Origin of the sequence: Sphingobium sp. OAS761 (assembly GCF_024168485.1) — a bacterium.
Lineage (GTDB): Bacteria > Pseudomonadota > Alphaproteobacteria > Sphingomonadales > Sphingomonadaceae > Sphingobium.
In genome coordinates this window covers 205,696-229,354 of record NZ_JALJVY010000001.1, presented here as the reverse complement: position 1 = coordinate 229,354, position 23,659 = coordinate 205,696, and the positions used below count along the sequence as shown (strand labels likewise).

Genomic DNA, 23,659 nt, shown 5'->3' with positions numbered 1-23,659 from the left:
GGGCGGCATGAACGAGGATCTGTTCGACCTGCCCCCCATCCCCCGGCCCGACATGCTGACCGTCAGCTTCGACCATTGGGAAGGGCCGCTGGACCTGCTGCTGACGCTTGCGCGCACCCAGAAGGTCGACTTGCGCGAAATTTCCATCCTCGCGCTGACCGAGCAATATCTGGCTTTCATCGACGGTGCGCGGGAGTTGAAGCTCGAACTGGCGGCAGATTATCTGGTGATGGCGGCCTGGCTCGCCTATCTCAAATCCTCCTTGCTGCTGCCCCGGCAGGAACAGGCCGATCCCAGCCCGGAGGAACTGGCGCTACGGCTGCAATTGCGGCTTCAGCGACTGAATGCCATGCGCGACGCCGCCGCCCGGCTGATGGCGCGCGACCGCGTCGGCCGCGACGTATTTGCGCGCCGCCGGCCGGAAGGGTTGCGGCTGGTGAGAAAGGCGCGGTGGCGCGCGGACCTTTACGACCTGATCCAGGCCTATGGCCAGATCCGGGCTCGCACCCAGCCGGTGGTGCACACCATCGCGGTGCGGCCCGTCATGACGCTGGATGAGGCGATACACCGGGTCGGATCGCTGGTCGGCATGGCGATCGACTGGACGACGCTCGAATCCTTCCTGCCCGACGGGCTGGACCCAGCCCGCACCCGGTCCGCGCGCGCCAGCAGCTTCGTCGCGGCACTGGAACTGGCGCGGCAGGGCAAGCTGGAGATAAGGCAGGATGGCATATTCGCTCCTCTCTATCTGCGCGTTGCCCCGCCCGCACCGCTTGCCGGATCATCATCATGACAACGGAACCGGACGATTTCCTGCGCGCGGTCGAAGCCGCGCTGTTCGTGGCCGAGGCACCCATGACCCCGGCGGAGTTGCGCCTGCATGTCGGCGACGCCGGCGATCTGCCTGCCGCGCTGACGCGCCTTGCCGGCGATTATGCCGGGCGGGGGATCAATCTGGTCGAACGGGGCGGCCGCTGGCACTTCCAGACAGCGGCGGACCTTGCTCATATATTGCGACGGGAAAAGGATGAACCGCGCAAATTGTCGCGCGCGGCGATGGAAACACTGGCCATCATCGCCTATCACGAACCGGTCAGCCGCGCGGAAATCGAGGCGATCCGCGGCGTTCAGGTGGCCAAGGGTACGCTGGACGTGCTGATGGAAGCTGGCTGGATTCGCCCCGCTGGACGCCGCGAAGTGCCCGGCCGCCCCCTGATTTATGCCACGACCGTAGATTTTCTGACACATTTCGGCCTTAGCAGCCGGCGCGACCTGCCCGGCCTGGAAGACCTGCGTGCGGCGGGTCTTCTCGATCCCGTCGATCTTGCGCTGGAGGGTCTGGGCGGCCAATCCGTTCTGGAAAATGATGGGGAAGAGGCCTAGATAGGCCTCCTTTCAGGAGTATTTGTTATGGGTTCCTTCTCGCTGATGCACTGGGTGATCGTGCTCCTGGTCGTCATGCTGCTGTTCGGCGGCGGTCGCATCTCCGGCCTGATGGGCGATGTTGCCAAGGGCATAAAGAGCTTCAAGAAGGGCATGGCCGACGACGACGATGACGTCCCGACCAAGCCTGCGACGCGCATCGAGGGCCATCGCGTACCGGAACAGGATGCGCCGAGCGCAACCGAAGAAAAGACCAAGGCCTAAAAGTCCATAACCGGATAGCGACAGGCCATGTTCGGCATCGATTCGACCGAATTTCTGGTGATCGTGATCATTGCGGTGATCGTGATCGGTCCCAAGGACTTGCCGCGCGCGCTCTACAAGGTGGGGCAAATCGTCGGCAAGGCGCAGGGCATGGCGCGCCATTTCCGCACCGGCATCGACGCCATGGTGCGAGAGGTGGAGCTGGAGGAACTGGAAAAGAAGTGGGCACAACAGAATAAGCGGATCATGGACGAGCATCCGCCCGAATCCCTTCCGGGCCCCGCTTCGACCGACACTCTGCCCGCCCCGGAAGCGCCGTCTCACGGTGCGGAAACGGCGTCGGCTGAAACGACGTATACCGAAAAACCGCCCTATGTCGCCGAAGCGGCGCCGTCCGCGCCGGCAGCCGGAGACAAGCCGCCCTATGTCGCGGAGGCTCCCTCCACCAAGGGCGATGCCGCCGCATGAGGGACCTGGACGATACCAAGGCACCGCTGCTCGACCATCTGATCGAGCTGCGCGGGCGGCTGCTCAAATGCGTCTACGCCCTGTTTGTCACCGGCGCGGTCTGCTTCTATTTCTCCGATCATATCTTCGCTTTCCTGGTCCAGCCGCTCAAGGCGGCTTTCGGCGATGGTGGCGGACGGCTGGTCTACACAAAGCTCTACGAAGCCTTTTTCGTGCAGGTGAAGGTCGCGCTGTTCGGCGCCTTCTTCCTGTCCTTCCCGATCATCGCCAACCAGCTATGGGCCTTCGTTGCGCCCGGCCTCTACGCCAAGGAAAAGAAGGCGTTGCTGCCGTTCCTGGTGATGACGCCGGTGCTCTTCCTGCTCGGCGCGTCGCTCGCCTATTTCGTGGTGATGCCAACCGCCTTCCACTTCTTCCTGGAATTCCAAGGCGATGCCGGCGGACTTGCGGTGGAGGCACTACCCAGCACCGACGCCTATCTGACCCTGGTGATGCAATTCATCCTGGCGTTCGGGATCAGCTTCCTGATGCCGGTGCTGCTCATGCTGCTCAATCGCGCGGGCTTCGTCACGCGCGCGCAGTTGATCGGCATGCGCCGGTACATGATCGTGGCCGCCTTCATCCTGGCGGCGGTGCTGACGCCGCCCGATGTCGTATCGCAGCTAATGCTCGCCGTGCCGTTGCTGCTGCTCTACGAGATCACGATCCTGGCGATCTGGATTACCGATCGGCGGCAAGGCAAGGTTGCGCAGGAAGGCGACGAAGCCGCCGCCTGAACCGGCCGCACCGGCGGAGAAGCACGGCACAAAATGTAGCCAGCCGCAAAGCTGGCGGCGCTTTCGCGTCACGCAACCGCTACGCACGCCGCGCCATCGCCTGACAAAAAAGGGCGGACCTTGCGGCCCGCCCTGTCCTGTTTCAACCCGACGCGCGGATCAGTAAACGCGGGCCTTGGGCTTGATATATTCCGCCTCGTCCGTGAGCGTGTAGTCGTGGACCGGACGATAATCGAGCGTCACCTTGCCGCCCTGGCCACCCCAACCTTCGAACCAGCTGATGGTATGCTTCATCCAGTTTTCGTCGTCGCGGTTCGGGAAATCCTCATGCGCATGGGCGCCACGGCTTTCCTTACGGTTTTCAGCGCTGACCATGGTGCAGACGGCGGAGGACATGAGGTTGTCCAGTTCCAGCGTCTCGATCAGGTCGGTGTTCCAGATCAGCGAGCGGTCGGAAACGGCGACGTCCTCCATACGCTTGTTGACCTGCGCGATCTTCGTCACGCCTTCGGCCAGCAGGTCGCTGTCGCGGAACACCGCGGCGTGCTTCTGCATGGTGTGCTGCATTTCCAGGCGAATCTGCGCCGTGGGCGTGCCGCCCTTGGCATTGCGATACTTGTCGAGACGCGACAGCGCCAGATCGGCCGCATCGGCCGGCAGCGGCTTGTGGCTACCGTTGGGCTTGAGCGTTTCCTTGAGGTGCAGGCCGGTCGCACGGCCGAAAACGACAAGGTCGATCAGCGAGTTGGAGCCGAGGCGGTTCGCGCCGTGCACCGAAACGCAAGCCGCTTCGCCCACGGCGTAGAGGCCCGGGACCACGACTTCCGGATCGTCACCGACCTTCGTCACCACCTGTCCATGATAGTTACAGGGGATGCCGCCCATATTATAGTGGACGGTCGGCGTCACCGGCAGCGGCTGACGGGTCAGGTCGACGCCCGCGAAGATCTTGCCGCTTTCGGTGATGCCGGGCAGGCGCTCGGCCAGCACCTTGGGATCGATATGATCGAGGTGCAGGAAGATGTGGTCCTTGTTGGGACCCACGCCGCGCCCTTCGCGCATTTCCATCGCCATCGAGCGCGACACGACGTCGCGGCTGGCGAGGTCCTTCGCCGACGGGGCATAGCGTTCCATGAACCGCTCGCCTTCGGAGTTGGTGAGGTAGCCGCCCTCGCCGCGTGCGCCCTCGGTGATGAGCACGCCCGCGCCGTAGATGCCGGTCGGGTGGAACTGCACGAACTCCAGATCCTGGAGCGGCAGGCCCGCGCGCAGCACCATGCCGCCGCCGTCGCCGGTGCAGCTATGCGCCGAGGTGGCGGAGAAATAGGCACGGCCATAACCGCCGGTCGCCAGCACGACCGCATGACTGCGGAAGCGGTGGATGCTGCCATCTTCCATACAGATGGCGATCACGCCACGGCACTCGCCATTTTCCATGATCAGGTCGATGGCGAAATATTCGATGTAGAAGTCCGCGTCATATTTCAGCGACTGCTGATACAGAGCGTGCAGCATGGCGTGGCCGGTGCGGTCGGCCGCGGCGCAGGTGCGCTGCACCGGCGGGCCGGCGCCCATATTCTGCATGTGGCCGCCGAACGGACGCTGGTAGATCGTCCCGTTCTCGTTGCGGCTGAACGGCACGCCGGCATGTTCCAGCTCGATGACCGCCGCCGGCGCCTCGCGCACCATATATTCGATCGCGTCCTGGTCGCCCAGCCAGTCAGACCCCTTGACGGTGTCGTACATGTGCCAGGTCCAGTGGTCGGGACTGTTGTTGCCCAGCGACGCCGCGATGCCGCCCTGCGCCGCGACGGTGTGGCTGCGGGTCGGGAACAGCTTGGTGATGCAGGCCGTCTTCAGGCCCGCCTCGGCGCTGCCCATGGTCGCGCGCAGGCCCGAACCGCCCGCGCCGACGACCACTGTGTCATATGTGTGGTCGATGATCTTGTAGGCTTCGGTCATTATTCTGCGGCCCCCAGAAAGGCGATCTTGGCGATCGCGAAAACGCCGGCGGCCGCGCCGCCGAAGGCATAGAAATTCAGCAGCAGCATGGAGAAGAAGCTGAGGCCCTTATCATGCACATAGTCTTCCAGCATCACCTGCATCCCCAGGCGCAGGTGCCAGAAGATGCTGACGATCATCAGCATCATCGGCACGGCGACCAGCGGATTGGCGATCCAGCCGGTGACGCTTTCATAGTCGAGCCCCGGCAGGGTCAGCAGGCTGAAGAGCAGCCAGAGCACCAGCAGCAGATTGCCGACCGCGGTGTAACGCTGCACCAGCCAATGCTGCGCGCCATGTTTGGCGGAGCCGAGGCCACGGACGCGGCCGATCCCAGTTCCCGTTCCCATCAGAGCGCCTTTCCGAAGATGTAAAGCCACATGAACCCGGTCAGCAGCAGCGACAGGATGAAGGTCGCGATCGACCAGCTCTTGTTGTTCCTGAGTTCATAGCCAGCGCCCATGTCGAGCACAAAGTGACGCAAGCCGGAACAAAGATGCTGGAAGAAGAACCAGCTAAGGCCGATCATCACCAGATAGCCGATCGGCGACGTCGCGCACCGGACGAAGTACGCATAGGCATCCGGTCCGGTCGCGGCAGCCATCAGCCACCATACCAGCCCCAGCGCGCCAGCCGTGGCAAGCCCGTTTCCGGTCACGCGGTGCATGATGGAAACGGCCATGGCGGGCCCCCATTTCCAGATCGTCAGATGCGGCGAAAGCGGCCGGCTGTTGGATTGCGCCATCGAGTTCTTCGTCCCTGAAGCTTTTACCTGATTCCGTCCCCTTAGGGTCGATGTGGCATGAGGGCAAGCCGCGCCGCATTCTGAAGCGTCCTTGCCGGGCTAAGAATGGATTAACCAAAATGCCCTATCGCTGTGCCAGCTAAACGACGCATCGATCAAGGAAGCACTAGATGAACACGGGGCAGAACAACTGGAAGGCGACCGCGGAAAACCTCGTCAACCTGGAACCCGTATATGGATTGGGCGCGGGCGCCCGCGAACTTTACACATTGTTGTCCGGGTCACTCGACGATGTCGCCGATGCCTTTTACTTTGCCTATGAAGAATCGGCTGGCCTGAAAGACCGGCTCTCGCTGGCGGCCTGCGAAAAAATCCGCGCGGATTCCCGGCGCTATTTCGAACAGAAGATGACCAATTTTCTCGTGGGCGAATGGATCGGTCAGATCACCAATTGCGTCCGGCATGCGGCCAAGCACGGCCTGACGGTCTATTCCGTCATGACGGCCGTCGCCAAAGGCAATGAAATGATGGCCAGACTGGTATTCAACGCCTGCGCGGACGACCCTGAAAAGTGCCAGCGCATGATCATTGCGACCTACAGGATCGGCATGATGGATACGTGGATCCTCAGCAGCGTCCTGTCCAATGACAAGGCCGAGGCCGAACGGTCCGAGCGCCAGCGCTACAGCGTGATGTTCGAACAGCGCATTGTTGCCGAGATCGACGGCGCGTCGCGGCTTGGTGAATCGCTGCGTGAACAGGCCAAAGACGCTTCTGCGGCTACCCGCGGCATGCTGGGCAAGGCGTCCGAAGTCGCCGCAGCAGCCGAACAGTCCGCCCTGGCCATGCGCGAGGCGGCCCGGACTTCCGCCGGACTGATCCGCGCGATCGACGACGCCCGCACGGAAGTCGAAAGCGCGGCCGACGTCGCGCAGCGTGCGGCCCAGCAATCGAGCGACGCGGTCACCATGTCCTCGACCCTGTCCGAGCACGCAAAATCGATCGAATCGATCCTGGGCCTGATTCGCGACATTGCGGGCCAGACAAACCTTCTGGCGCTCAACGCTACCATCGAGGCAGCGCGTGCGGGCGATGCGGGCCGGGGTTTCGCGGTCGTCGCCCAGGAAGTCAAAAGCCTGGCCAACCAGACGGCACGCGCAACGGACGAGATCGCCGGCAAGATCGCCGACATCCAGGCTTCGACCCGGCAGTCGGTTGAAACCAACGAACGTATCCGCAATACGGTTGGCGAGGTTCAATCCAGTGCCGACCGTATCCGCCACGCCATGGACGCCCAGGCGCAAACGGTGACGATGATTACCGCGGCCGTGGACGAAACCGCGCTGGCAGCCGACTCGATGTCGACGACGATTTCCGCGATCCGGCAGGATACCGAAGTCGTGGCATCGGAGATCGACCAACTCGAACGCGGGTTCATGAGCGTCGAGGGTAAGCTGTCCGGACTGTTGAACGCATCTTCGGATTTCGGCCGTCAGGTGGCCTGACGCTTTCCCTGTTCCACCGCCTTCGCTAAGGCGGCGGGATGAAGAATGCCGCCGCGCCAGCCGCGCAAAGCTGGAAAGTCACCCTGCCCTGCACGCGCGTCGAAGCCGAGGCGCTGGACGGGGACATTGCGGCTTTCGCCCTGATGGACCGCCCGCCCGTCCTCATGACGAGCGAGGCCGCGCCGGATGACGAGGATAAATGGCAACTCGACGCCTATTTCGAGGGCAAGCCGAGCCAGGCCGCCATCCGTATTCTCAAGACACTGGTTCCCAGCGCCGCCGGCACCAGGCCGCTGGTCGAAGCCCTGCCGGACCAAGACTGGGTCACGCTCAGCCAACAGGGGCTGGAACCGGTCACCGCCGGCCGCTTCCACGTCCGCAACATCGCCGACGACCCCGAATTGCCGGACCATATCAACCTGCTGATCGAAGCCGGACGCGCCTTCGGCACCGGCCAGCATGAAACGACCGCCGGATGCCTCGCCATGCTCGACCGCATGCGGCGTCTGGGCATGCGAACCCGCAACATCGCGGATATCGGCACCGGGACGGGATTGCTGGCCTTCGCCGCGCTGCGGCTGTGGCCGCGCGCCAATGCCGTTGCGTCCGACATCGATCCGGTCGCCGTCGACATCAGCGCCGACAATGCCCGTGCCAACGGCGTGCCGCTGGGCGGTGGACCGGGCCGGCTGGCACTGGTGACCGCGGCCGGCGCCGATCACCCCGCGCTTGTCGGTCGCGCGCCCTATGATCTGCTGATCGCCAATATTCTCGCCGGACCTCTCATCGAACTCGCCCCTGCCCTTTGCGCCCTGGTGGAAGAAGGCGGCACGATCATCCTCGCCGGCCTGCTCGACCGTCAGGCCGATGCCGTGCTGACCGCGTATCGCGCGCAGGGGATGCGACTGGCCGAGCGCACCGACAGCGGGGACTGGCCCACGTTGCGCCTGCGCAAGCGACCCTCGATCGGCTGGAAACGCCCCCGGCGGCTGCGGCAAGGCGCGCGCGGCGAGGCACCTGGCTTCGGCAGTCTGTAACAGCAGGAGAGAAGATCATGGCCATTGTCCCCCGCACCGTCATGCACGGCACCGCCGATGCGCCGTTCGAAAGTACCCTGGTGTTCGACGATGCCGCGCCCGGCCCCCGTCCCGGCATCCTGCTTTTCCCCAATGCGCTCGGCGCCAAGAAGGCGGATGTGCGGTATGCGGAAAAAGTCGCCGCAATGGGTTTCGCCGTGCTCGTCACCGACCTTTATGGCCAGGGCAAGCGCACCACCCGCGCCGACACCGACATGGGCCGCTACATGGTCGAACTGAACGACGACCGCACCCTGCTGCGCGACCGGCTGCACGCCGCCCACACGCTGCTGAAGGATATGGAGCAGGTGGACGCGGCCCGAACCGCCGCGATCGGCTTCTGCTTTGGCGGAAAATGCGTCCTGGATCTTGCCCGATCGGGTGCCGACATCGCCGGCGGCGTCAGCTTTCACGGCGTCTATGATGCCCCGCTCTTTCCCCGCGCCGCCATCCGCGCGAAGCTGCTGGTCTGCCATGGCTGGGACGACCCGATCGCACCTCCCGAAGCCACCGTAGCGCTCGCGACGGAACTCACCGACGCAGGGTGCGACTGGCAGATCCATGCCTATGGGAAGACCGGCCACGCCTTCACCGATCATGACGCGCAAATGCCGGAACGGGGCATGGCCTACGACGCAGACGCCGATCGGCGCAGCTTCCGCGCCATGAGCGATTTCCTGAGCGAACTGTTCGATTGAACGACAGATTGCGGTTCAGATCTCGTCGATCATTTCCGCCAGCACGGCCAGGCAATCCTTGCCCAGTTGCATCGACCGGGCGGGAGACCAGCCGAAATCGACGTCGGGCAGGTCGTCATTGTCCTTGAACGGCATTTCCAGGGTCATCGATACCGCACCGAAACGGTGAGCGACCTGATTGGTCGACATGGACAGATTGGCCTTGCCAGCGCCCGCCACCGGGTAACCCCGTCGCGTCTGGAAATCCGGCGTGCGACAGGCAAGCGTGTCGCGATAGCGGTGGTAGAGCGCCAGCTGGCGATCGGTGATGGACGGTATGCCCTCGAACCCCGCGATGAAGACGGCCGGGATCGCTTCGTCGCCATGCACGTCCATGGCAAAATCGACGCCGGTTTCGTCCATCGCCGCCCGGACCAGAAAAACCTCGGGACTGCGGTCCATGCTGGGCTCATGCCATTCCCGGTTCAGGTTGACGCCCGCCGCGTTGGTGCGCAGATGCCCGCGTCGGCTGCCGTCGGGATTCATGTTGGGCACGATGTGCAGGGTTGCCTTCTTCCGCAGCAGCCGCGCGACCGCATCCTCCTCGTCCAGCAGGCGGTCGAGCGCGCCTTCCATCCACCATTCGGCCATGGTCTCGCCCGGATGCTGGCGGGCATAGAGCCAGACCGCCTTGGGTCCGTCGCCGATCGTCAGCAGGTCCAGCGGCTGGCCGTCCAGGGTCAGGCCCAGCTCGCGATGGGCGACGCCCGGCTGGCTGCCCGCCCAGGCGATCAGGTCATGGTGCCGTTCCATCGAATAGGGCGCGAAATAGGCCAGCCATACGGCGTTGGCGTCGGGCGAAAGCCGGACGGTAAGCTTGCCATCGGCATAGCCGGTGTCGGCCTGGAACCAGGATTGCCGGTCCTCGCTGAAGCGCGCGCGATAGCCGGGCCAGCCATCGGGATAGGCCGATGTCGCGCCGTTGACGATGACCAGTTCGACTTCGCGCCCGGCGATGCCCGCGACGCGGAAATGGAACCACTGGAAGAAATCGCTCCGGTGGTCCTTCACGATTTCCAGCTCGGCGCGCACGCCCTGCGGCACGTCGATGATGGAAAGAACGCGGATATTGCCGCTGTCGAAGGCGCTCGTGATCGAAATGGTCATTTGACGACTATAGTGCGCCCCGATTCGCCCGGATAGCCCTGGAACAAGGATGCGGCGAGTTTCTGCGCGGCAAGGCCGGGCTGGGCCGCCGGCGTTCCCTGTCGCGCTTCCGTCATGGCGCGGCCTTCCCATAGGGTGGTCGCGTCCGCCCGCCGCCGCAACTGCACCCGCAATTCGGTGGTCACGATGTCCTTGGGCTTGCCCGACAGATTGATGCCGATGCCGACGCCAAGGCCGGAATAGCCGCCGCTGCCCAGCGCGCCCCCCACGCCGACGCTGACCGGCTTGTCGTCGCGCTGATAGCCGGTCGGACGAAAACCCCGGCGAAAACTGACCAGGGCGACATAATCGCTCCCGGCGCCCGGTTCGACGCTGGCGAAGCCGACCTGCTCCAGTTCCTGCGCCACCGCGGCGGCATAGGCGCGAAATTCCAGGCTGACATCCGGATTACCGGGCATTTCTTCCACCGCGACGGTGCCCGACCGGACGACATCGTCGATGTGGAACCGCGTAACTTCGACCGGGGGGATCGCCGTCGCGCAGGCGGCAAGCGGCAGGATGAGGCAGGCGGCCAACAGGGGACGGAACGGCATGGGACTTCACTCCAGCGAGGCTTTGACCGATACACGGCACGACCAGTCTATTTCCTTCCAACGCGCAAAGCCATCATCTGGCTGCACCGGCGATGAACGAGGGCAAAAGACGGCCCGGCGGCCTTGACTTTGGACCGTCCGCCCCATAGGGGCTGCGCTTCGATTTTCCGAACCGACAGATTCTTAAAAGGCCGACTGCCATGAAGATCCGCAACTCGCTCAAGTCGCTCAAGGGCCGCCACCGGGACAACCGCGTGATCCGCCGTCGCGGCCGCACCTACGTCATCAACAAGACCAACCGCCGCTTCAAGGCCCGCCAGGGCTGATAGCGCGGGGCCGAAAGGCTCCGGTCATGACAGGCTTTCGCAAGCGCCCGATCGAACCGGATCGGGCGCTTGTTTGCGTGCGCGCGTCTTTTCAGCGCCGCTGCCGGCTGGGAGAACGAAAAAGGGGGCGGAAAGACCGCCCCCTTCTTTCATGTCCGGTATGACGCCGGTCACATGGTGATCTTGGCCCCGGCATACATGTAGCGGCCGACATAGCTGATCGGATAGTTGCTCGATGCGATCGACGGTTGCTGGTCGAACAGGTTGTTCGCGCCGACATAGAAGCGGAAATGGTCGTCCACGTCATAGGCGACGTAGAGGTCGTGCTGCCACTTTTCCTTGTACTTCAGATATTTGGACTCGGCGATGTCCGGGTTCGCGTCCGTCTGCTCGGTGGTGTAGCGAAGCGTCTTGCTGAACCAGCTGATGCCGTAGTTCACCGTCAGCTTGTCCAGTTTCCAGGTGATGTCGCCAGTGGCGTTCCACTTGGGATAATAGGCCTCCTCACGGTCGACATTGACGTCGGCGCCCGGCGTCGCGATGAATTCCAGCTTGTCGAGATAGCCGCCGACCAGCGAGAGGCTGAAACTGCCCGCCTTCGCTGTGGCGAACTGGTAATTCAGCTTGATGTCCGCGCCGGAAGTCCGGAAATTGGCGACATTCTGCGGCGAAACGAAATAGCCGTTGATGTAGCCTGTGTCCGGTGCACGGCTGACGTTCTGGCAATAGACATTATCAAGCGTGGGCTGGTCGACGCACAACTCGGCCAGTTCCTCCGCGGTGGGCGTGTTGATCGCGTTCTTCAGCTTGATGTCATACCAGTCGAAGGAAGCGATCAGGCCCGGGATAAAGCCGGGGCGCAGTACGACGCCGGCCGTCCAAGTGCGCGCGGTTTCCTCCCGCAGGTTGCGGTTGCCGCCGGAATTGCCCGGCAGGCTGACCGTCGCCTGCGGGTCGTTTTCCGGGTTGAACGCGGCGATCTGGTCAGGCGTCAGGCCCAGGGCGGTAAGGGCCGCCTTGCAGTTGGCGACCCGATATTGCGTGCCTTCGTCGATATAGACCGGGTCGCACGGATCGCTGATGAAGGAAAAGCCCCCGTTGCGCGGTGCGAACAGTTCGGTGATGTTGGGCGCACGCACCGCTTCCGACCAGGTGCCGCGGAAACTGATGTCGGGGATGGGCGCATAGGTCCCGTCGACCTTCCACGTGGTAGTCTTGCCCACGGTGGAATAATCCGACAGGCGCAGCGCCGCGCCGAAAGTCAGATTATAGGCGAACGGCATGTCCTTGAGCACCGGCACGGACAATTCACCGAAGATTTCCTTCACATCGAAGCTGCCCTGTTCCGGCAACTGGAGCGAGAAGTCGGCGAGCGCGCCCTGCTGGAGCAATTTGTCGGGGACGAAGCTGCTCTTTTCCTTGCGATATTCGGCGCCCAGCGCGAAACCGACCGGACCGCCCGGCAGCTCGAAGAACTGGCCGAAATCGCCGGAGATCGATCCCGACACGACATGCTGCTGAACCTTGGCGCGGTTGACGATGTCCGCATTGACCCAGTCGAGCGCCGCCTGATCCCGCACGCCATTGCCCAGCAGGTTGAGCGGACGGCATCCGCTGCCGGCGCCGGGCGTGAAGGTGGTGGCGGGCGCATCATAATTGTTCGGATCGATATTCGCCGTCGGATCGAGGTCCGACCGGCAGACGATCTGCCCGGTCGCCGGATCGCGCACCGCATCCACCGCGGCGAAGTAGCGGTCGCCGATGCGATAGTCGGTCAACAGGATCTTGGACTTGGTCTGGCCGAACGTATAGGACAGTTCATATTTGGCGTGATCCGAAATATCGCCTTCAAACCCGCCGACAAAGCGCATTGTTTCGCGATCGTTCCGTTCACCGCGCACGCCCAGGTCGAAATTGTCGCGCGAAATCAGCGCGCCTTCGGACGTATCCGCAATACCCGCGAACCGATCCTGAAGATAGGGATTGTCCGGCGTGAGGTAGGTATAGAAATCGAAGGACGGCTGCGCCAGCGTGAAGGTCCGGTTCTTCACATATTTGGCCTCGAAGAAGACCTTGAACGCGTCGCTGAAGTCATAATGGGACAACAGGTTGAAATTATGCACCCGGTTATAGGCCTGCAAATCGCCCTGATACCCCGCCAGCGGCGTGCTGTCGCCGCCCTGCGTCAGGCCGCCCGACGACGGCAGCAACATACCGCGATCATAGACTTTGCCGGAGCCGGTATATTCGGGAATGCCGTCAAAGTCGAAATCGATCGCGCCGTCTAGCGAACTGTCCGCATAGCGCAGGTCGTTGAACGGCAGGCGGTCGGGCACATTGGGATCGTCGGGGAAATCTGCCGGATTACGCACGATCCCGTAGGTCTTGAGAGGGTTGCCCGTCCGCTCGCGGTCGAAGCTGCTCAGCCGATCCTGCTCGCGAAATTCGTAGGACAGAGCGATGTTGCCGCGTCCGTCCGCGAAATTCTTGCCATAGGTCAGCGATCCGTAGCGCTGGCCGGCATCGCCCCGGCTGGAAATGCCGATCTGGCCGTTGGCCTTGAAACCGTCGAAATCGCGCTTCAGCCGGAAATTGACCACGCCCGACACGCCGTCCGCTCCATAAATGGCCGATGCGCCCCCCGTCAGCACGTCCACGCTTTCGATCAGGTCGTTGGGGATAGTGTTGATGTCTACAGCGGCGGTGCCGGACAGGCTGGCGACATGACGGCGCCCGTTGACGAGCACCAGCGTGCGGTCCTCGCCCAGTCCGCGAAGGTTGAGCAATTGGACGCCAACCGCGCCGAAATCACTGTTCGAACCGGATGTCTGTGCGCCGCCGAACGAGGAAATCAATGCCGGGTTCTGGCGCAGCGTGTCGACCAACTGGACGTTACCGGACTGTTCCAATTCTTCGGCCGTCACAGCAACCAGCGGATTCGCAAGATCATAGCTGCTGCGCTGCTGAATGCGGCTGCCGGTGACGACAATGGTCTCGCCATCATCGGCCGCAGGCCCTTCCTGAGCAAAAAGCGGTGTTGCCGTAGCGGAAGTCAGAGCTGTCGCTGCCAACAGCGCGCGCGAAAGCCGGTGTTGCCGAAAGACCATTGTCAAACCCCTGTTTTGTTGGACGTTCGTAAAGAACGCGAAGCGCCAAGAAGGCTGGGATTGACGCGCCAGATCAACCCGCGCTGCGACGAACAGAGCGAAAATGGCCAGATTTTTTTCAACCTGTCACACATTGGCAACACGGCGGTGGAGGCGCGGCGCCGTCTATTGCCCTATGGCCTGTGCCCGCGCGACCAGTGCCTTTGCCTCCTCGACATGCATCGATTCGATCATACGGCCTTCGAAGCGTTCCGCCCCGCCCGTCGCCGCCTCGATCAGACGGCGTGCGTCCGCCACCGCCTGCGCGTCGGGGCCGAAGACCTGATTGGCGACCGTCACCTGCGACGGGTGGATCAGGGTCTTGCCATCGAAACCCAGCGCATGACCCTCGGCACATTCCGCTTCGAGTCCCGCCTCGTCGTCCAGCCGGTTGAAGACGCCGTCGAACACGGCGATACCCGCCGCCCGCGCCGCCAGCACGACGGTCTGCATCGCATGGGACAGGCCAATCCGACCGGCCGAAGGCGGAATGGCCAGATCCTTGCGCAGGTCGTTATTTCCCATGAACAGGCCCGCGCACCCTTCGCCCGCGGCGATCGCGCCCGCCGCCAGTACCCCCTTCGCGCTTTCTATCATCGCGATCACCGGCTTCTGGCTGACGGAGAACACGTCCTTCACCTGCTTGGGATGCTCGACCTTGGGCAGGACCACATAGTCGCAGGCCGTGCCCTTGAGCGCGACCATCTCCGGCCCGTGCCATGGCGTGCCCTCCACATTGATGCGAACCGCCGCCAGCCGTCCGTCGAAACCCTCACTCACTGCGGCCAGCGCACCGTCCCTCGCCTCGCCCTTCCTGTCGTCGGGCACCGCATCCTCCAGGTCCAGTATCACCATGTCGCACGGCAGGGTCCGCACCTTGGCGATAGCGCGCGGGTTGGATGCTGGCAGGAACAGCAGCGAACGGGCGTGGCGCAGCAACATCGGGCATTCTCCCTTCCGGTTTGACTTTCCCCGTTAACGAATAAGGCGCATAATCCAAGTCCGCCAACGGGGAAGGCCCTTGACCATGCTGACGACTTTCGCGCTCACTCTTACCGGGCTCGTGCTCTTTTACCTTGCCGTCAGCGTGAAGGTGGTCCGCCAGGGCTATCAATATACGATCGAACGGTTCGGCCGGTTCACCGAGGTTGCCCGTCCCGGCCTCAATTTCTACCCCGCCTTCTTCTACGCGGTCGGCCGCCGCATCAACATGATGGAACAGGTGGTCGACATTCCGGGGCAGGAGATCATCACCAAGGACAATGCCATGGTGTCGGTTGACGGCGTGGTCTTCTTCCAGGTGCTGGACGCGGCCAAGGCGGCGTATGAGGTGTCGGAACTCTACGTCGCGATCATGCAACTCGCCACCACCAACCTGCGCACCGTCATGGGATCGATGGACCTGGACGAAACCCTGTCGAAGCGCGACGAGATCAACGCCCGCCTGTTGTCGGTGGTCGATCACGCGACCAACGCCTGGGGCATAAAGATTACCCGCGTGGAGTTGAAGGACATCCGCCCGCCCGCCGACATCGTCAACGCCATGGGACGGCAGATGAAGGCGGAACGGGAGAAGCGCGCCAACATCCTGGAGGCCGAAGGCCTGAAAAGTGCGGAGATATTGCGCGCCGAAGGGCAGAAGCAGAGCCAGATCCTCGAAGCCGAGGGCCGTCGCGAAGCCGCTTTCCGCGATGCCGAGGCGCGCGAGCGCGAGGCCGAAGCGGAAGCCAAGGCGACGCAGATGGTTTCCGACGCCATATCGGCCGGCAATCCGCAGGCGCTTAATTATTTCATCGCGCAGAAATATACCGATGCCGTGCAGCAATTCGCCGTGTCGCCCAACGCCAAGACCATCCTTTTCCCGGTCGAGGCGACGCAGCTTATCGGCACCCTTGGCGGGATTGGCGCGCTGGCAAAGGAAGCGCTGGGCACGGACGGCCCGCCGACGCCCACGCCGCCCACACCCGCCCGTCGCGGTCCCTTCGGCCAGAGCCAGGGGTGACCCGCATGCCCACGCCGAAAACGGCACGCTGATCGCAAGAGGACCGGACCATGATGCTCACATCGCTACTGGCGGATCATTGGGGCTGGCTGATCTTCGCGGCGCTGCTGGGCATTGCCGAAGTGCTGATCCCGGGCGTGTTCCTGATATGGATCGCGATTGCGGCGGCGGTCACGGGGCTGCTGGCTCTCGCGCTGCCCATCGACCTGCCGGTTCAATTGCTGCTGTTCGCAGGCTTCAGCATCCTGTCGGTTTGGGCCGGCCGGCGCTGGTATGTCGACCATCCCGTGGCATCGAGCGACCCGCTGCTGAACGACCGCGCCGCGCGGATGATCGGCCGGGTGGTGACGGTGGTCGAACCGATTGCCGGCGGCGAAGGCCGCGTGCGCGTCGATGACAGCGTGTGGAGCGCGACCGGGCCGGACATGGGGACCGGCACGCGCGCCCGCATCATCGGCGCGGACGGTGCGACCTTGCGGGTGGAACCGGCCTGACGCGCCGCCCGGCCCCGCTCCTGCCTCAACCGACGAAGGCGCGTTCGATCACGAACTGGCCCGGCGCCGCATTGGAACCCTCGGTGAAACCGGACTCTTCGAAATAGGCGGCGAACTGCTTGATCATCTCCATGCTGCCGCACATCATGATCCGGTCCGTTTCGGGATCGAAGGCTGCAGGTCCGGGAATACCGTCGAACAAGGTGCCGCTCTCGACCAGTTTGTCGATGCGCGCGCTATTACCCTCGAACGGTTCGCGGGTCACCGTCGGCACATAATGGAACTGGGCAGGTGCCTGTTCGGACACCAGCGGGTCTTCCGACCATTTTGCCTCCAGTTCCTCGCGCAAGGCAAGGTCCGACACACGGCGAACGGAGTGGACGATCACCACCTGCTCGTAAAATTCATAGACATCCGGGTCGCGCGACAGGCTGAGAAAAGGCGCCAGGCCCGTACCGGTCGACAGCATGAACAGCCGCTTGCCCGGCAACAGCGCATCAGTGACCAGCGTGCCCGTCGGCTTGCGACCGAGATAGATCTGGTCGCCCGGCTGGATCAATTGCAGCCTGGATGTCAGCGGACCGTCCTGCACCTTGATCGACAGGAATTCCAGTTCCTCGTCCCAGGACGGGCTGGCGACCGAATAGGCGCGCAGCAGAGGCTTTCCATTGTCCCCTTGCAGGCCGATCATGACGAATTCGCCCGAACGGAAGCGAAAGCTGGCCGGGCGGCTGATACGAAAGCTGAACAGATGTTCGTTCCAATGCCGCACGGACAGCACGGTTTCCACGGAAAGGGCGCCCGTCGGCTCCAGGGCCGGCTTGTCAGTCGTCGCTTCGGTCAACATCTTGTCCTTGCATTAGCCAGGCGCCGTCTCCGGCCCCTGTTGCGGATCATTCGCAATAGTGCTGATGCTTGCGAATTGGCGCGTCCGCTCCGTCAAGGCAAGGCCAAAAAAACTTGTCGGGGACAAGGACGCCCTTTCCGGGCGCCCCTTCCGATCTCAACCGAACAGCCCCTTGGCCAGACCGCCCAGCTCGTTCAGGGGGTTGCCGTCGCCGTCCCGGTCCAGAAAACCGCCCAATTTCCCCAATATCGCTTCCGGCCCGCCAAATTGCCCGATCAGGGCACCCAGCTTGTCGGCCGATACGCCATGTTCGGCCGCCACTTCCGCCAGCGCGGAAATACTTGTGTCACCCGATCCGATACGGGCCCCGATCTCGTTCATCAGCCCCTGCATCTGCTCGGGCGACATACCGATCTGCGCCGCCACGGCCTCCAGGCCGCCCATCTTGCCGATCAAATCGTCGAACATGCCGATACTCCCGCTTGAAACACTCCGGGCAGAATAGCAGTCCCGCGCCCAGCTCCAAAGCAAAAGAGCCGGGGATGTAAAACCCCGGCTCCCTGTTTGTCCTGCAGCCAGGCGCCGATCAGGCGGCGGTCAGTGCCGCGCCACGCACGCTGTCGTCGACATGGTCCTCGAACTGGGCGAAATTGTCGACAAACGCCTTGACCAAAGTCGCGGCGGTCGCGTCGTAGGCGTCCGGGTCCGCCCACATGGCGCGCGGGTCGAGAATCTGGCTGTCGACGCCGTTCACCGCGACCGGCACCTCAAAGCCGAAATTCTGGTCGATGCGGAATTGGGCACTGTTCAGGCTGCCGTCCAGAGCAGCGTTGAGCAGCGCGCGCGTCACCTTGATCGGCATGCGCTTGATGCCGGGCATCGTCGCCTTGCCACCGGCCCAGCCGGTATTGACCAGCCAGCAGGTCACACCGCCCTTGTTGATCCGTTCCTTCAAAAGATTGCCGTAGACCGACGGATGGCGCGGCATGAAGGGCGCGCCGAAGCAGGTGGAAAAGGTCGCGGTCGGCTCGGTCACGCCGATTTCCGTTCCCGCGACGCGCGCGGTGTAGCCCGACAGGAAATGATACATCGCCTGTTCCGGCGTCAGACGCGCGATCGGCGGCAATACGCCATAGGCATCGGCGGTCAGGAAGATGATGTTCTTTGGCACCGGCCCCAGATTCTTCTCCGATGCGTTCGGAATGAAATCGATCGGATAGGAACCCCGGCTGTTTTCCGCCAGGCTATTGTCGTCCAGGTCGATCTCGCGCGTTTCCTCGTCGATCACCACATTTTCCAGCACCGTGCCGAAACGTTTGGTGGTCGCGAAAATCTCCGGCTCGGCCTCGGCCGACAGGTTGATCATCTTGGCATAGCAGCCGCCTTCGAAATTGAACACGGCCGTGTCCGACCAGCCATGCTCGTCATCGCCGATCAGCGTGCGGCTGGCGTCGGCCGACAAGGTGGTCTTGCCCGTTCCGGACAGGCCGAAAAATACCGCCGTGTCCCCGTTGGCGCCGATATTCGCCGAACAGTGCATGGGCATCACGCCCTTTACCGGGAGCAGATAGTTGAGGATGCCGAACACCGACTTCTTCATTTCGCCGGCATAGGCGGTTCCACCGATCAGGATCAGCTTTTCGGAGAAGTTGACCGCGACCACCGTTTCTGTGCGACTGCCATGGCGAGCCGGGTCGGCCTTGAACGTGGGCAGGTCGATAATGGTATAGTCCGGCGTGAAACCCGACAGGTCTTCCGCTGTCGGACGCACGAGCAAGGTGCGGATGAACAGATTGTGCCAGGCGCGTTCGTTGATGACGCGCACATTGACGCGATGTTCGGGCTGCGAACCGCCGAACAGATCGGCGACATAGAGCGTGTCCTTCTCGCCCAGCGCCTTGAAGAAGTCTTCCTTCAGCGCAGCGAAATGCTCCGGCGTCATCGGGACGTTGGTGTTGCCCCACCATACGGTATTTTCCGTTTCGGCGTCCCTGACGATAAATTTGTCCTTGGCGCTGCGACCCGTGTGCTTGCCGGTCTTCACAACCAGCGGGCCGTCCTTCGACAGAACACCTTCACCGTTGCGCACGGCGGCTTCGACGAGCGGCGCAGTGCCGAGATTCCAATATTGTGTGGCATTGGTCTTGATGCCCTGGTCGGCCAGGGAAACTAAGGATTTGGCCTGCACGCCTTTACTCCTGATCTGTCAATGTCGTGTCGCGCGCGTGTGTTACGTACGATCGATCCGCCCCTCAAGCACCGCACCCCCTCGCGCGGTATCATCACTGCAGACGATTTCGGGCATAAGACTTTGCGCAATGGCCGTCAAATACTGGTGGCCACCCTTTTGTCCCGGATTTCGACAGGCGGTTGCATCCGGCCACGCCACCGCCCTTCCTTGCGGCGGCGACGGCCATCGTCTAACGCTTTGCGCGAACCCTAGTTTGGCCGCTTCGCCCGGAACATTGCATGACCGCAACCATCGCCCTGGTGGATGACGACAAGAATATCCTGACCTCCGTGTCGATCGCACTTCAGGCGGAAGGCTTTTTGACGCGCCTGTATTCGGACTCGGATGCTGCGCTGAAGGCATTGCTCGACAATCCCGCCGATCTCGCGGTGTTCGATATCAAGATGCCGCGGATGGACGGGCTGGAACTGCTGCGCCGCCTGCGCGAAAAAAGCCGGATGCCGGTGATCTTCCTGACGTCGAAGGCCGACGAACTGGATGAAGCCCTGGGCCTTGCCATGGGGGCGGACGACTACATATCGAAACCCTTTTCGCAGCGACTGCTGATAGCTCGCATTCGCGCAATCCTGCGCCGCGCCGAGGTCAGCAGGACACCAGACGCGCAGGACGAACCCGTTACCGAACCGATCGTGCGCGGACGGCTGGAAATGGACCCGGCCCGCCACCGGGTGAAATGGACAGGCAAGGACGTGACGCTGACCGTCACCGAATTTCTGATCTTGGAAACGCTTGCCGCGCGACCCGGTGTGGTCAAGAACCGCAACCAGTTGATGGACGCAGCCTATCAGGACGACGTCTATGTCGACGACCGCACCATCGACAGCCACATCAAGCGGCTGCGCCGCAAATTCCGCGAGGTGGATTCCGATTTCAACGCAATCGATACGCTCTATGGCGCCGGATACCGTTTCTCCGAGGAATAGCGACGTGCCGGTCGCGGTGCGCTGGTCGGGGCGGCTGAGCCTGACGCCGCGCATCCTGGCGGTCAATGTCTTCGCGCTGGCGCTGCTGGCCGGGGGCTTCTTCTATCTCGACAGCTATCGGACACGCATCGTAGACGACCGGCTGATCCAGTCCGCCCGGGAATTGAAGTTGCTGGCCATCGGCCTCGACAATGCCCCGCCCCAGAGGGCCGACGCGCTAATCGCTTCCTACGCCCGCCAGACCGGCGACCGGGTGCGCCGCTATGCGGCGGACGGGCGACTGATCGCCGACAGCTTCACCATGGACGCCCCGCGCTACGAATTGCGGTCGCCCGAGGACGAGGCCTTCCGCCGCCATGTCGCGCGCTTCCTCGACAAGCTGGTCGACCGGGTGGTGTCCGCCGACCGACCGCCCGATTTCGAAGAACCCGCCATCGACCGGGCGGAGTCCTGGCCCGAACTGATGCGCGCCCGCGCTACCGGCCATACGGAAGCCGCGAATCGCTATGCGCCCGACCGGACCTTCATGATCTCCGCCGCGGTTCCGGCGCGGGACGGCACCAGCCTTCTGGCCACGGAAAATGCGCGCGACATCACGCGCATAGTCCGGGCCGAACGCTTCCGCCTGGGCCTTGTGCTGGGGGCAGCGGTCCTGGCTTCGGTGCTGCTTTCGCTGTTCCTCGCCCGCACCATCGTCCAGCCGCTCCAACGGCTGGCCCGCGCTGCGGTGCGTGTGCGCCTCGGGCGCGCGCGCGAAGTCACGGTGCCACGCCTGCCTGAACGGCGTGACGAAATCGGCATGCTGGCCCGCGCCCTGTCGGACATGAGCCACGCCCTGCGCCAGCGGATCGACGCAACCGACGCCTTCGCCGCCGACGTCAGCCATGAATTGAAAAATCCCATCGCCTCGCTGCGCTCCGCACTGGACTCGCTCGACAGGGTGGATCGTCCCGACCTGCGTGCGCAGCTCATGGCGATCGCACAGGACGATGTCCGGCGTCTGGACCGGCTGGTTACCGACATTGCCGAGGCATCCCGCGTCGACGCCGAACTGTCCCGCACCCGGTTCGAGCCGATCGACCTTGGCCTGCTGATCGAGAAGATGGTGATCGCCCGAGAGGTCCGAGGCGTGCCGCGCGGCGTCCGCCTGGCGTTCGCCAGACCGCGCAAGGATGTCGCGGTGATCCTGGGCGAGGAGCAGCGGCTGGTCCGCGTGCTGGACAATCTGATCGACAATGCGGTGTCCTTTTCGCCCGAAGGCGGACTGGTCAGGATCGTGGCGACGGTCGCCGACGATCAGGTGCTGGTCAGCGTGGAGGATGAAGGCCCCGGGGTGCCCGAGTCGGAACGTGAGCATGTGTTCCGCCGGTTCCACAGTGTCCGTCCCGAGGGCGAGGGATTCGGCAAGCATTCGGGACTCGGGCTGGCCATTGCCCGCTCGATCGTGGAGGGGCATCAGGGCCGCATCAGCATCGGCGATCGGGAAGATGCGCAGAGCGGCGCCTGCTTCGTCGTGCGCCTGCCGATGGCGGTGGCGCATGACCCGGGACTGGCGTCCTGACCTATTTGGCGTCCCGGCCCGGGACGGGCGCAGCGAACGGCATTTGCTTGCGCGCAGACTGGCGCTAGGACAGCAGGGAATGATGGCGCGCGCATTATCCTCCGAAACGCTTCATGCGACCAGCGTGGCCGTCGACGGCCTGGCGATATTGTTGTGCGGGCCGAGCGGGGCCGGCAAGTCCGACCTGGCGCTGCGCCTGATCGATCGCGGCGCCAGCCTGGTCAGCGACGATTACACGCTGGTCAAGCGTATCGACGGGCGGCTCGTAGCCTGCTCGCCGGACAGCATCGCAGGTCGAATGGAAGTGCGCGGAGTCGGCATCGTCGCCATGCCGCATGTCGGCGACGTTCCCGTCACGCTGCTGGTGGACCTGACCGATCAGGTGGAACGGCTGCCGGTGAGCGGGGCCAGTCGCATCATCGCGGGCATTGCGACACCGGTCGCGCAAATCGTGCCGTTCGAAGCATCCGCCGCCATCAAGGTCGAACTCGCGCTGCGGGCGCTGACAGGATGACGAACACGGTCGCCCCCAAGACCATATTGCTGGTGTCGGGCCTGTCGGGTGCGGGCAAGACCACCGCGCTCAAGACGCTGGAGGATATGGGCTGGGAGGTGGTGGACAATCTTCCGCTGGTGCTGCTCGACCGTTTGCTGGGCACCCCCCTCCCCGCCGGCCATGCGGACGGCGACGACCGGCCGCTGGCGCTGGGCATCGACGCGCGCACGCGCGGCTTCGACGCGGGCGCCATCGTGCAGAGGATCAAGACCCTGCGCGAACGTCACGGCCATGATGTCGAAACCCTGTTCCTGGACTGTTCGGGCACCGAACTGGAACGCCGCTTCGCCGAGACCCGCCGCCGCCATCCGCTCGCGCTCGACCGTCCGGCGGCCGACGGCATTGCGCGGGAACGCGAATTGACCGAACCGCTGCGACGCTGGGCGACGCAGGTGATCGACACGACCAGCTTTTCCAGCAACGCCCTGCAACAGGAAATCCGCAGCCGCTTCTCGCGCGAGGGGCTCTCCGCTCCTGTGCTGACGATCCTGTCCTTCGGTTTTTCGCGCGGCGTCCCGCGCAATGCCGACCTGATGTTCGACATGCGGTTCCTGCGCAATCCGCACTGGGAAGAGGCGTTGCGCCCCAGGACCGGGCTGGACCCGGATGTCGCCGCGTATATCGGGGACGACGTCGCCTACGAACAGGCGGTCGGCAAGATAGAGGATCTGCTGAAGACCGTACTGCCCCGTTATGCGGAAAGCGGAAAAGCCTATATAACTGTCGCCTTCGGATGCACCGGGGGGCGGCATCGGTCCGTCCATGTCGCCGACAGGGTTGCGAGACACTTGCAAGCCGCTGGCTTTTCGCCCACCGTCCTGCACCGAAATATAGAATCAGCGCCCCAGGACAGCCTGGAGAAGCGTCGACCGGGAGGCCCGAAAGCACAATCATGAAA

Annotated in this window: 25 protein-coding genes; 15 read left to right on the top strand and 10 right to left on the bottom strand. The window is 63.7% G+C overall.

Features of this window, described 5'->3' with window-relative positions; translation table 11 throughout:
* Positions 1–7 precede the first annotated feature (7 nt).
* From J3E64_RS01190 to tatC, 5 genes are read left to right on the top strand one after another with little or no spacing between them, the layout of a single operon-like run.
* A complete protein-coding gene (locus J3E64_RS01190; protein ID WP_253338740.1) occupies positions 8–793 on the top strand; it encodes a ScpA family protein in 786 nt (261 codons plus the stop codon).
* Entirely contained in the window at positions 790–1,383 is a 594-nt protein-coding gene (gene scpB / locus J3E64_RS01185; RefSeq protein WP_253338738.1) for an SMC-Scp complex subunit ScpB, read from the top strand. Before J3E64_RS01190 ends, scpB begins: the two co-directional genes overlap by 4 nt.
* A 27-nt stretch (positions 1,384–1,410) precedes the next feature.
* On the top strand, positions 1,411–1,647 hold the full coding sequence (locus J3E64_RS01180) for a twin-arginine translocase TatA/TatE family subunit (protein ID WP_253338736.1): 237 nt from the start codon (positions 1,411–1,413) through the stop codon (positions 1,645–1,647).
* A gap of 27 nt (positions 1,648–1,674) precedes the next feature.
* The gene (tatB, locus tag J3E64_RS01175; protein ID WP_253338734.1) at positions 1,675–2,115 is read left to right on the top strand and encodes a Sec-independent protein translocase protein TatB; all 441 of its coding nucleotides are present in this window, start codon (positions 1,675–1,677) and stop codon (positions 2,113–2,115) included.
* Entirely contained in the window at positions 2,112–2,891 is a 780-nt protein-coding gene (gene tatC, locus J3E64_RS01170; RefSeq protein WP_253338732.1) for a twin-arginine translocase subunit TatC, read from the top strand. Before tatB ends, tatC begins: the two co-directional genes overlap by 4 nt.
* 159 nt (positions 2,892–3,050) lie before the next feature.
* Here tatC and sdhA read toward each other — a convergent pair whose 3' ends face one another.
* The 3 genes from sdhA to sdhC are packed head-to-tail and all read right to left on the bottom strand — an operon-like array spanning position 3,051 to position 5,637.
* Positions 3,051–4,853: a succinate dehydrogenase flavoprotein subunit gene (sdhA, locus tag J3E64_RS01165; protein ID WP_253338730.1), complete on the bottom strand. Its 1,803-nt coding sequence runs from the start codon at positions 4,851–4,853 to the stop codon at positions 3,051–3,053.
* Complete coding sequence (sdhD, locus tag J3E64_RS01160) at positions 4,853–5,242, bottom strand: succinate dehydrogenase, hydrophobic membrane anchor protein (protein ID WP_253338728.1); 390 nt, start codon at positions 5,240–5,242, stop codon at positions 4,853–4,855. Before sdhD ends, sdhA begins: the two co-directional genes overlap by 1 nt.
* Positions 5,242–5,637, bottom strand: a complete 396-nt coding sequence (gene sdhC / locus J3E64_RS01155; RefSeq protein WP_253338726.1) for a succinate dehydrogenase, cytochrome b556 subunit — start codon at positions 5,635–5,637, stop codon at positions 5,242–5,244. Before sdhC ends, sdhD begins: the two co-directional genes overlap by 1 nt.
* Positions 5,638–5,807: 170 nt before the next feature.
* Here sdhC and J3E64_RS01150 point away from each other — a divergent pair, with 170 nt between their 5' ends.
* The 3 genes from J3E64_RS01150 to J3E64_RS01140 are packed head-to-tail and all read left to right on the top strand — an operon-like array spanning position 5,808 to position 8,916.
* Positions 5,808–7,142 carry a methyl-accepting chemotaxis protein gene (locus tag J3E64_RS01150; RefSeq protein ID WP_253338724.1) on the top strand — a complete coding sequence of 445 codons (1,335 nt, stop codon included), beginning with the start codon at positions 5,808–5,810 and terminating at the stop codon, positions 7,140–7,142.
* Between the two features lie 38 nt (positions 7,143–7,180).
* Positions 7,181–8,179, top strand: coding sequence for a 50S ribosomal protein L11 methyltransferase (locus J3E64_RS01145; RefSeq protein ID WP_253338722.1), 999 nt, complete (start codon positions 7,181–7,183; stop codon positions 8,177–8,179).
* Positions 8,180–8,196: 17 nt separating this feature from the next.
* Positions 8,197–8,916: a dienelactone hydrolase family protein gene (locus J3E64_RS01140; RefSeq protein WP_253338720.1), complete on the top strand. Its 720-nt coding sequence runs from the start codon at positions 8,197–8,199 to the stop codon at positions 8,914–8,916.
* Positions 8,917–8,931: 15 nt separating this feature from the next.
* On the opposite strand, the gene J3E64_RS01135 is transcribed toward J3E64_RS01140, so the two are convergent.
* Both J3E64_RS01135 and J3E64_RS01130 read right to left on the bottom strand, forming a co-directional pair.
* The gene (locus J3E64_RS01135; RefSeq protein ID WP_253338718.1) at positions 8,932–10,062 is read right to left on the bottom strand and encodes a M14-type cytosolic carboxypeptidase; all 1,131 of its coding nucleotides are present in this window, start codon (positions 10,060–10,062) and stop codon (positions 8,932–8,934) included.
* Positions 10,059–10,655, bottom strand: a complete 597-nt coding sequence (locus J3E64_RS01130; RefSeq protein WP_253338716.1) for a hypothetical protein — start codon at positions 10,653–10,655, stop codon at positions 10,059–10,061. The genes J3E64_RS01135 and J3E64_RS01130 overlap by 4 nt, the downstream gene beginning before the upstream one ends.
* Positions 10,656–10,855: 200 nt before the next feature.
* Between J3E64_RS01130 and ykgO the strand changes: the two genes are divergently transcribed.
* The gene (gene ykgO, locus J3E64_RS01125) at positions 10,856–10,981 is read left to right on the top strand and encodes a type B 50S ribosomal protein L36 (RefSeq protein ID WP_004210176.1); all 126 of its coding nucleotides are present in this window, start codon (positions 10,856–10,858) and stop codon (positions 10,979–10,981) included.
* 170 nt (positions 10,982–11,151) lie between these two features.
* Here the strand turns inward: ykgO and J3E64_RS01120 are convergent, their stop codons facing one another.
* Both J3E64_RS01120 and J3E64_RS01115 read right to left on the bottom strand, forming a co-directional pair.
* The gene (locus J3E64_RS01120) at positions 11,152–14,088 is read right to left on the bottom strand and encodes a TonB-dependent receptor (RefSeq protein ID WP_253338714.1); all 2,937 of its coding nucleotides are present in this window, start codon (positions 14,086–14,088) and stop codon (positions 11,152–11,154) included.
* 165 nt (positions 14,089–14,253) lie between these two features.
* Positions 14,254–15,069: a CoA ester lyase gene (locus J3E64_RS01115; RefSeq protein WP_253338712.1), complete on the bottom strand. Its 816-nt coding sequence runs from the start codon at positions 15,067–15,069 to the stop codon at positions 14,254–14,256.
* A gap of 85 nt (positions 15,070–15,154) precedes the next feature.
* Between J3E64_RS01115 and J3E64_RS01110 the strand changes: the two genes are divergently transcribed.
* Both J3E64_RS01110 and J3E64_RS01105 read left to right on the top strand, forming a co-directional pair.
* Positions 15,155–16,129 carry an SPFH domain-containing protein gene (locus tag J3E64_RS01110; protein WP_253338710.1) on the top strand — a complete coding sequence of 325 codons (975 nt, stop codon included), beginning with the start codon at positions 15,155–15,157 and terminating at the stop codon, positions 16,127–16,129.
* Between the two features lie 50 nt (positions 16,130–16,179).
* On the top strand, positions 16,180–16,623 hold the full coding sequence (locus tag J3E64_RS01105; RefSeq protein ID WP_253338708.1) for an NfeD family protein: 444 nt from the start codon (positions 16,180–16,182) through the stop codon (positions 16,621–16,623).
* 25 nt (positions 16,624–16,648) lie between these two features.
* Here J3E64_RS01105 and J3E64_RS01100 read toward each other — a convergent pair whose 3' ends face one another.
* The 3 genes from J3E64_RS01100 to J3E64_RS01090 form a co-directional block, all read right to left on the bottom strand.
* Positions 16,649–17,467 carry a ferredoxin--NADP reductase gene (locus J3E64_RS01100; protein WP_253339376.1) on the bottom strand — a complete coding sequence of 273 codons (819 nt, stop codon included), beginning with the start codon at positions 17,465–17,467 and terminating at the stop codon, positions 16,649–16,651.
* Positions 17,468–17,626: 159 nt separating this feature from the next.
* Entirely contained in the window at positions 17,627–17,944 is a 318-nt protein-coding gene (locus tag J3E64_RS01095) for a hypothetical protein (RefSeq protein WP_253339374.1), read from the bottom strand.
* 112 nt (positions 17,945–18,056) lie between these two features.
* Positions 18,057–19,658: a phosphoenolpyruvate carboxykinase gene (locus tag J3E64_RS01090; RefSeq protein WP_253338706.1), complete on the bottom strand. Its 1,602-nt coding sequence runs from the start codon at positions 19,656–19,658 to the stop codon at positions 18,057–18,059.
* 281 nt (positions 19,659–19,939) lie between these two features.
* Here J3E64_RS01090 and J3E64_RS01085 point away from each other — a divergent pair, with 281 nt between their 5' ends.
* The 4 genes from J3E64_RS01085 (at position 19,940) to rapZ (ending at position 23,657) form a co-directional block, all read left to right on the top strand.
* Positions 19,940–20,644 carry a response regulator transcription factor gene (locus J3E64_RS01085; RefSeq protein WP_253338704.1) on the top strand — a complete coding sequence of 235 codons (705 nt, stop codon included), beginning with the start codon at positions 19,940–19,942 and terminating at the stop codon, positions 20,642–20,644.
* A complete protein-coding gene (locus J3E64_RS01080) occupies positions 20,613–22,205 on the top strand; it encodes a stimulus-sensing domain-containing protein (protein ID WP_253338702.1) in 1,593 nt (530 codons plus the stop codon). The genes J3E64_RS01085 and J3E64_RS01080 overlap by 32 nt, the downstream gene beginning before the upstream one ends.
* A gap of 82 nt (positions 22,206–22,287) precedes the next feature.
* Positions 22,288–22,719: an HPr kinase/phosphorylase gene (locus tag J3E64_RS01075; protein WP_253339372.1), complete on the top strand. Its 432-nt coding sequence runs from the start codon at positions 22,288–22,290 to the stop codon at positions 22,717–22,719.
* On the top strand, positions 22,716–23,657 hold the full coding sequence (gene rapZ, locus J3E64_RS01070) for an RNase adapter RapZ (protein WP_253338700.1): 942 nt from the start codon (positions 22,716–22,718) through the stop codon (positions 23,655–23,657). Before J3E64_RS01075 ends, rapZ begins: the two co-directional genes overlap by 4 nt.
* The last annotated feature ends 2 nt before the right edge of the window (positions 23,658–23,659 follow it).

What these genes read in the sequence shown, in the direction of transcription:
- J3E64_RS01190 (WP_253338740.1), top strand. Translation starts at nt 8, where the DNA reads ATGAACGAGGATCTGTTCGACCTGCCCCCCATCCCCCGGCCCGACATG.
- scpB (WP_253338738.1), top strand. Translation starts at nt 790, where the DNA reads ATGACAACGGAACCGGACGATTTCCTGCGCGCGGTCGAAGCCGCGCTG.
- J3E64_RS01180 (WP_253338736.1), top strand. Translation starts at nt 1,411, where the DNA reads ATGGGTTCCTTCTCGCTGATGCACTGGGTGATCGTGCTCCTGGTCGTC.
- tatB (WP_253338734.1), top strand. Translation starts at nt 1,675, where the DNA reads ATGTTCGGCATCGATTCGACCGAATTTCTGGTGATCGTGATCATTGCG.
- tatC (WP_253338732.1), top strand. Translation starts at nt 2,112, where the DNA reads ATGAGGGACCTGGACGATACCAAGGCACCGCTGCTCGACCATCTGATC.
- sdhA (WP_253338730.1), bottom strand. Translation starts at nt 4,853, where the DNA reads ATGACCGAAGCCTACAAGATCATCGACCACACATATGACACAGTGGTC.
- sdhD (WP_253338728.1), bottom strand. Translation starts at nt 5,242, where the DNA reads ATGGGAACGGGAACTGGGATCGGCCGCGTCCGTGGCCTCGGCTCCGCC.
- sdhC (WP_253338726.1), bottom strand. Translation starts at nt 5,637, where the DNA reads ATGGCGCAATCCAACAGCCGGCCGCTTTCGCCGCATCTGACGATCTGG.
- J3E64_RS01150 (WP_253338724.1), top strand. Translation starts at nt 5,808, where the DNA reads ATGAACACGGGGCAGAACAACTGGAAGGCGACCGCGGAAAACCTCGTC.
- J3E64_RS01145 (WP_253338722.1), top strand. Translation starts at nt 7,181, where the DNA reads ATGAAGAATGCCGCCGCGCCAGCCGCGCAAAGCTGGAAAGTCACCCTG.
- J3E64_RS01140 (WP_253338720.1), top strand. Translation starts at nt 8,197, where the DNA reads ATGGCCATTGTCCCCCGCACCGTCATGCACGGCACCGCCGATGCGCCG.
- J3E64_RS01135 (WP_253338718.1), bottom strand. Translation starts at nt 10,062, where the DNA reads ATGACCATTTCGATCACGAGCGCCTTCGACAGCGGCAATATCCGCGTT.
- J3E64_RS01130 (WP_253338716.1), bottom strand. Translation starts at nt 10,655, where the DNA reads ATGCCGTTCCGTCCCCTGTTGGCCGCCTGCCTCATCCTGCCGCTTGCC.
- ykgO (WP_004210176.1), top strand. Translation starts at nt 10,856, where the DNA reads ATGAAGATCCGCAACTCGCTCAAGTCGCTCAAGGGCCGCCACCGGGAC.
- J3E64_RS01120 (WP_253338714.1), bottom strand. Translation starts at nt 14,088, where the DNA reads ATGGTCTTTCGGCAACACCGGCTTTCGCGCGCGCTGTTGGCAGCGACA.
- J3E64_RS01115 (WP_253338712.1), bottom strand. Translation starts at nt 15,069, where the DNA reads ATGTTGCTGCGCCACGCCCGTTCGCTGCTGTTCCTGCCAGCATCCAAC.
- J3E64_RS01110 (WP_253338710.1), top strand. Translation starts at nt 15,155, where the DNA reads ATGCTGACGACTTTCGCGCTCACTCTTACCGGGCTCGTGCTCTTTTAC.
- J3E64_RS01105 (WP_253338708.1), top strand. Translation starts at nt 16,180, where the DNA reads ATGATGCTCACATCGCTACTGGCGGATCATTGGGGCTGGCTGATCTTC.
- J3E64_RS01085 (WP_253338704.1), top strand. Translation starts at nt 19,940, where the DNA reads ATGACCGCAACCATCGCCCTGGTGGATGACGACAAGAATATCCTGACC.
- J3E64_RS01080 (WP_253338702.1), top strand. Translation starts at nt 20,613, where the DNA reads ATGGCGCCGGATACCGTTTCTCCGAGGAATAGCGACGTGCCGGTCGCG.
- J3E64_RS01075 (WP_253339372.1), top strand. Translation starts at nt 22,288, where the DNA reads ATGGCGCGCGCATTATCCTCCGAAACGCTTCATGCGACCAGCGTGGCC.
- rapZ (WP_253338700.1), top strand. Translation starts at nt 22,716, where the DNA reads ATGACGAACACGGTCGCCCCCAAGACCATATTGCTGGTGTCGGGCCTG.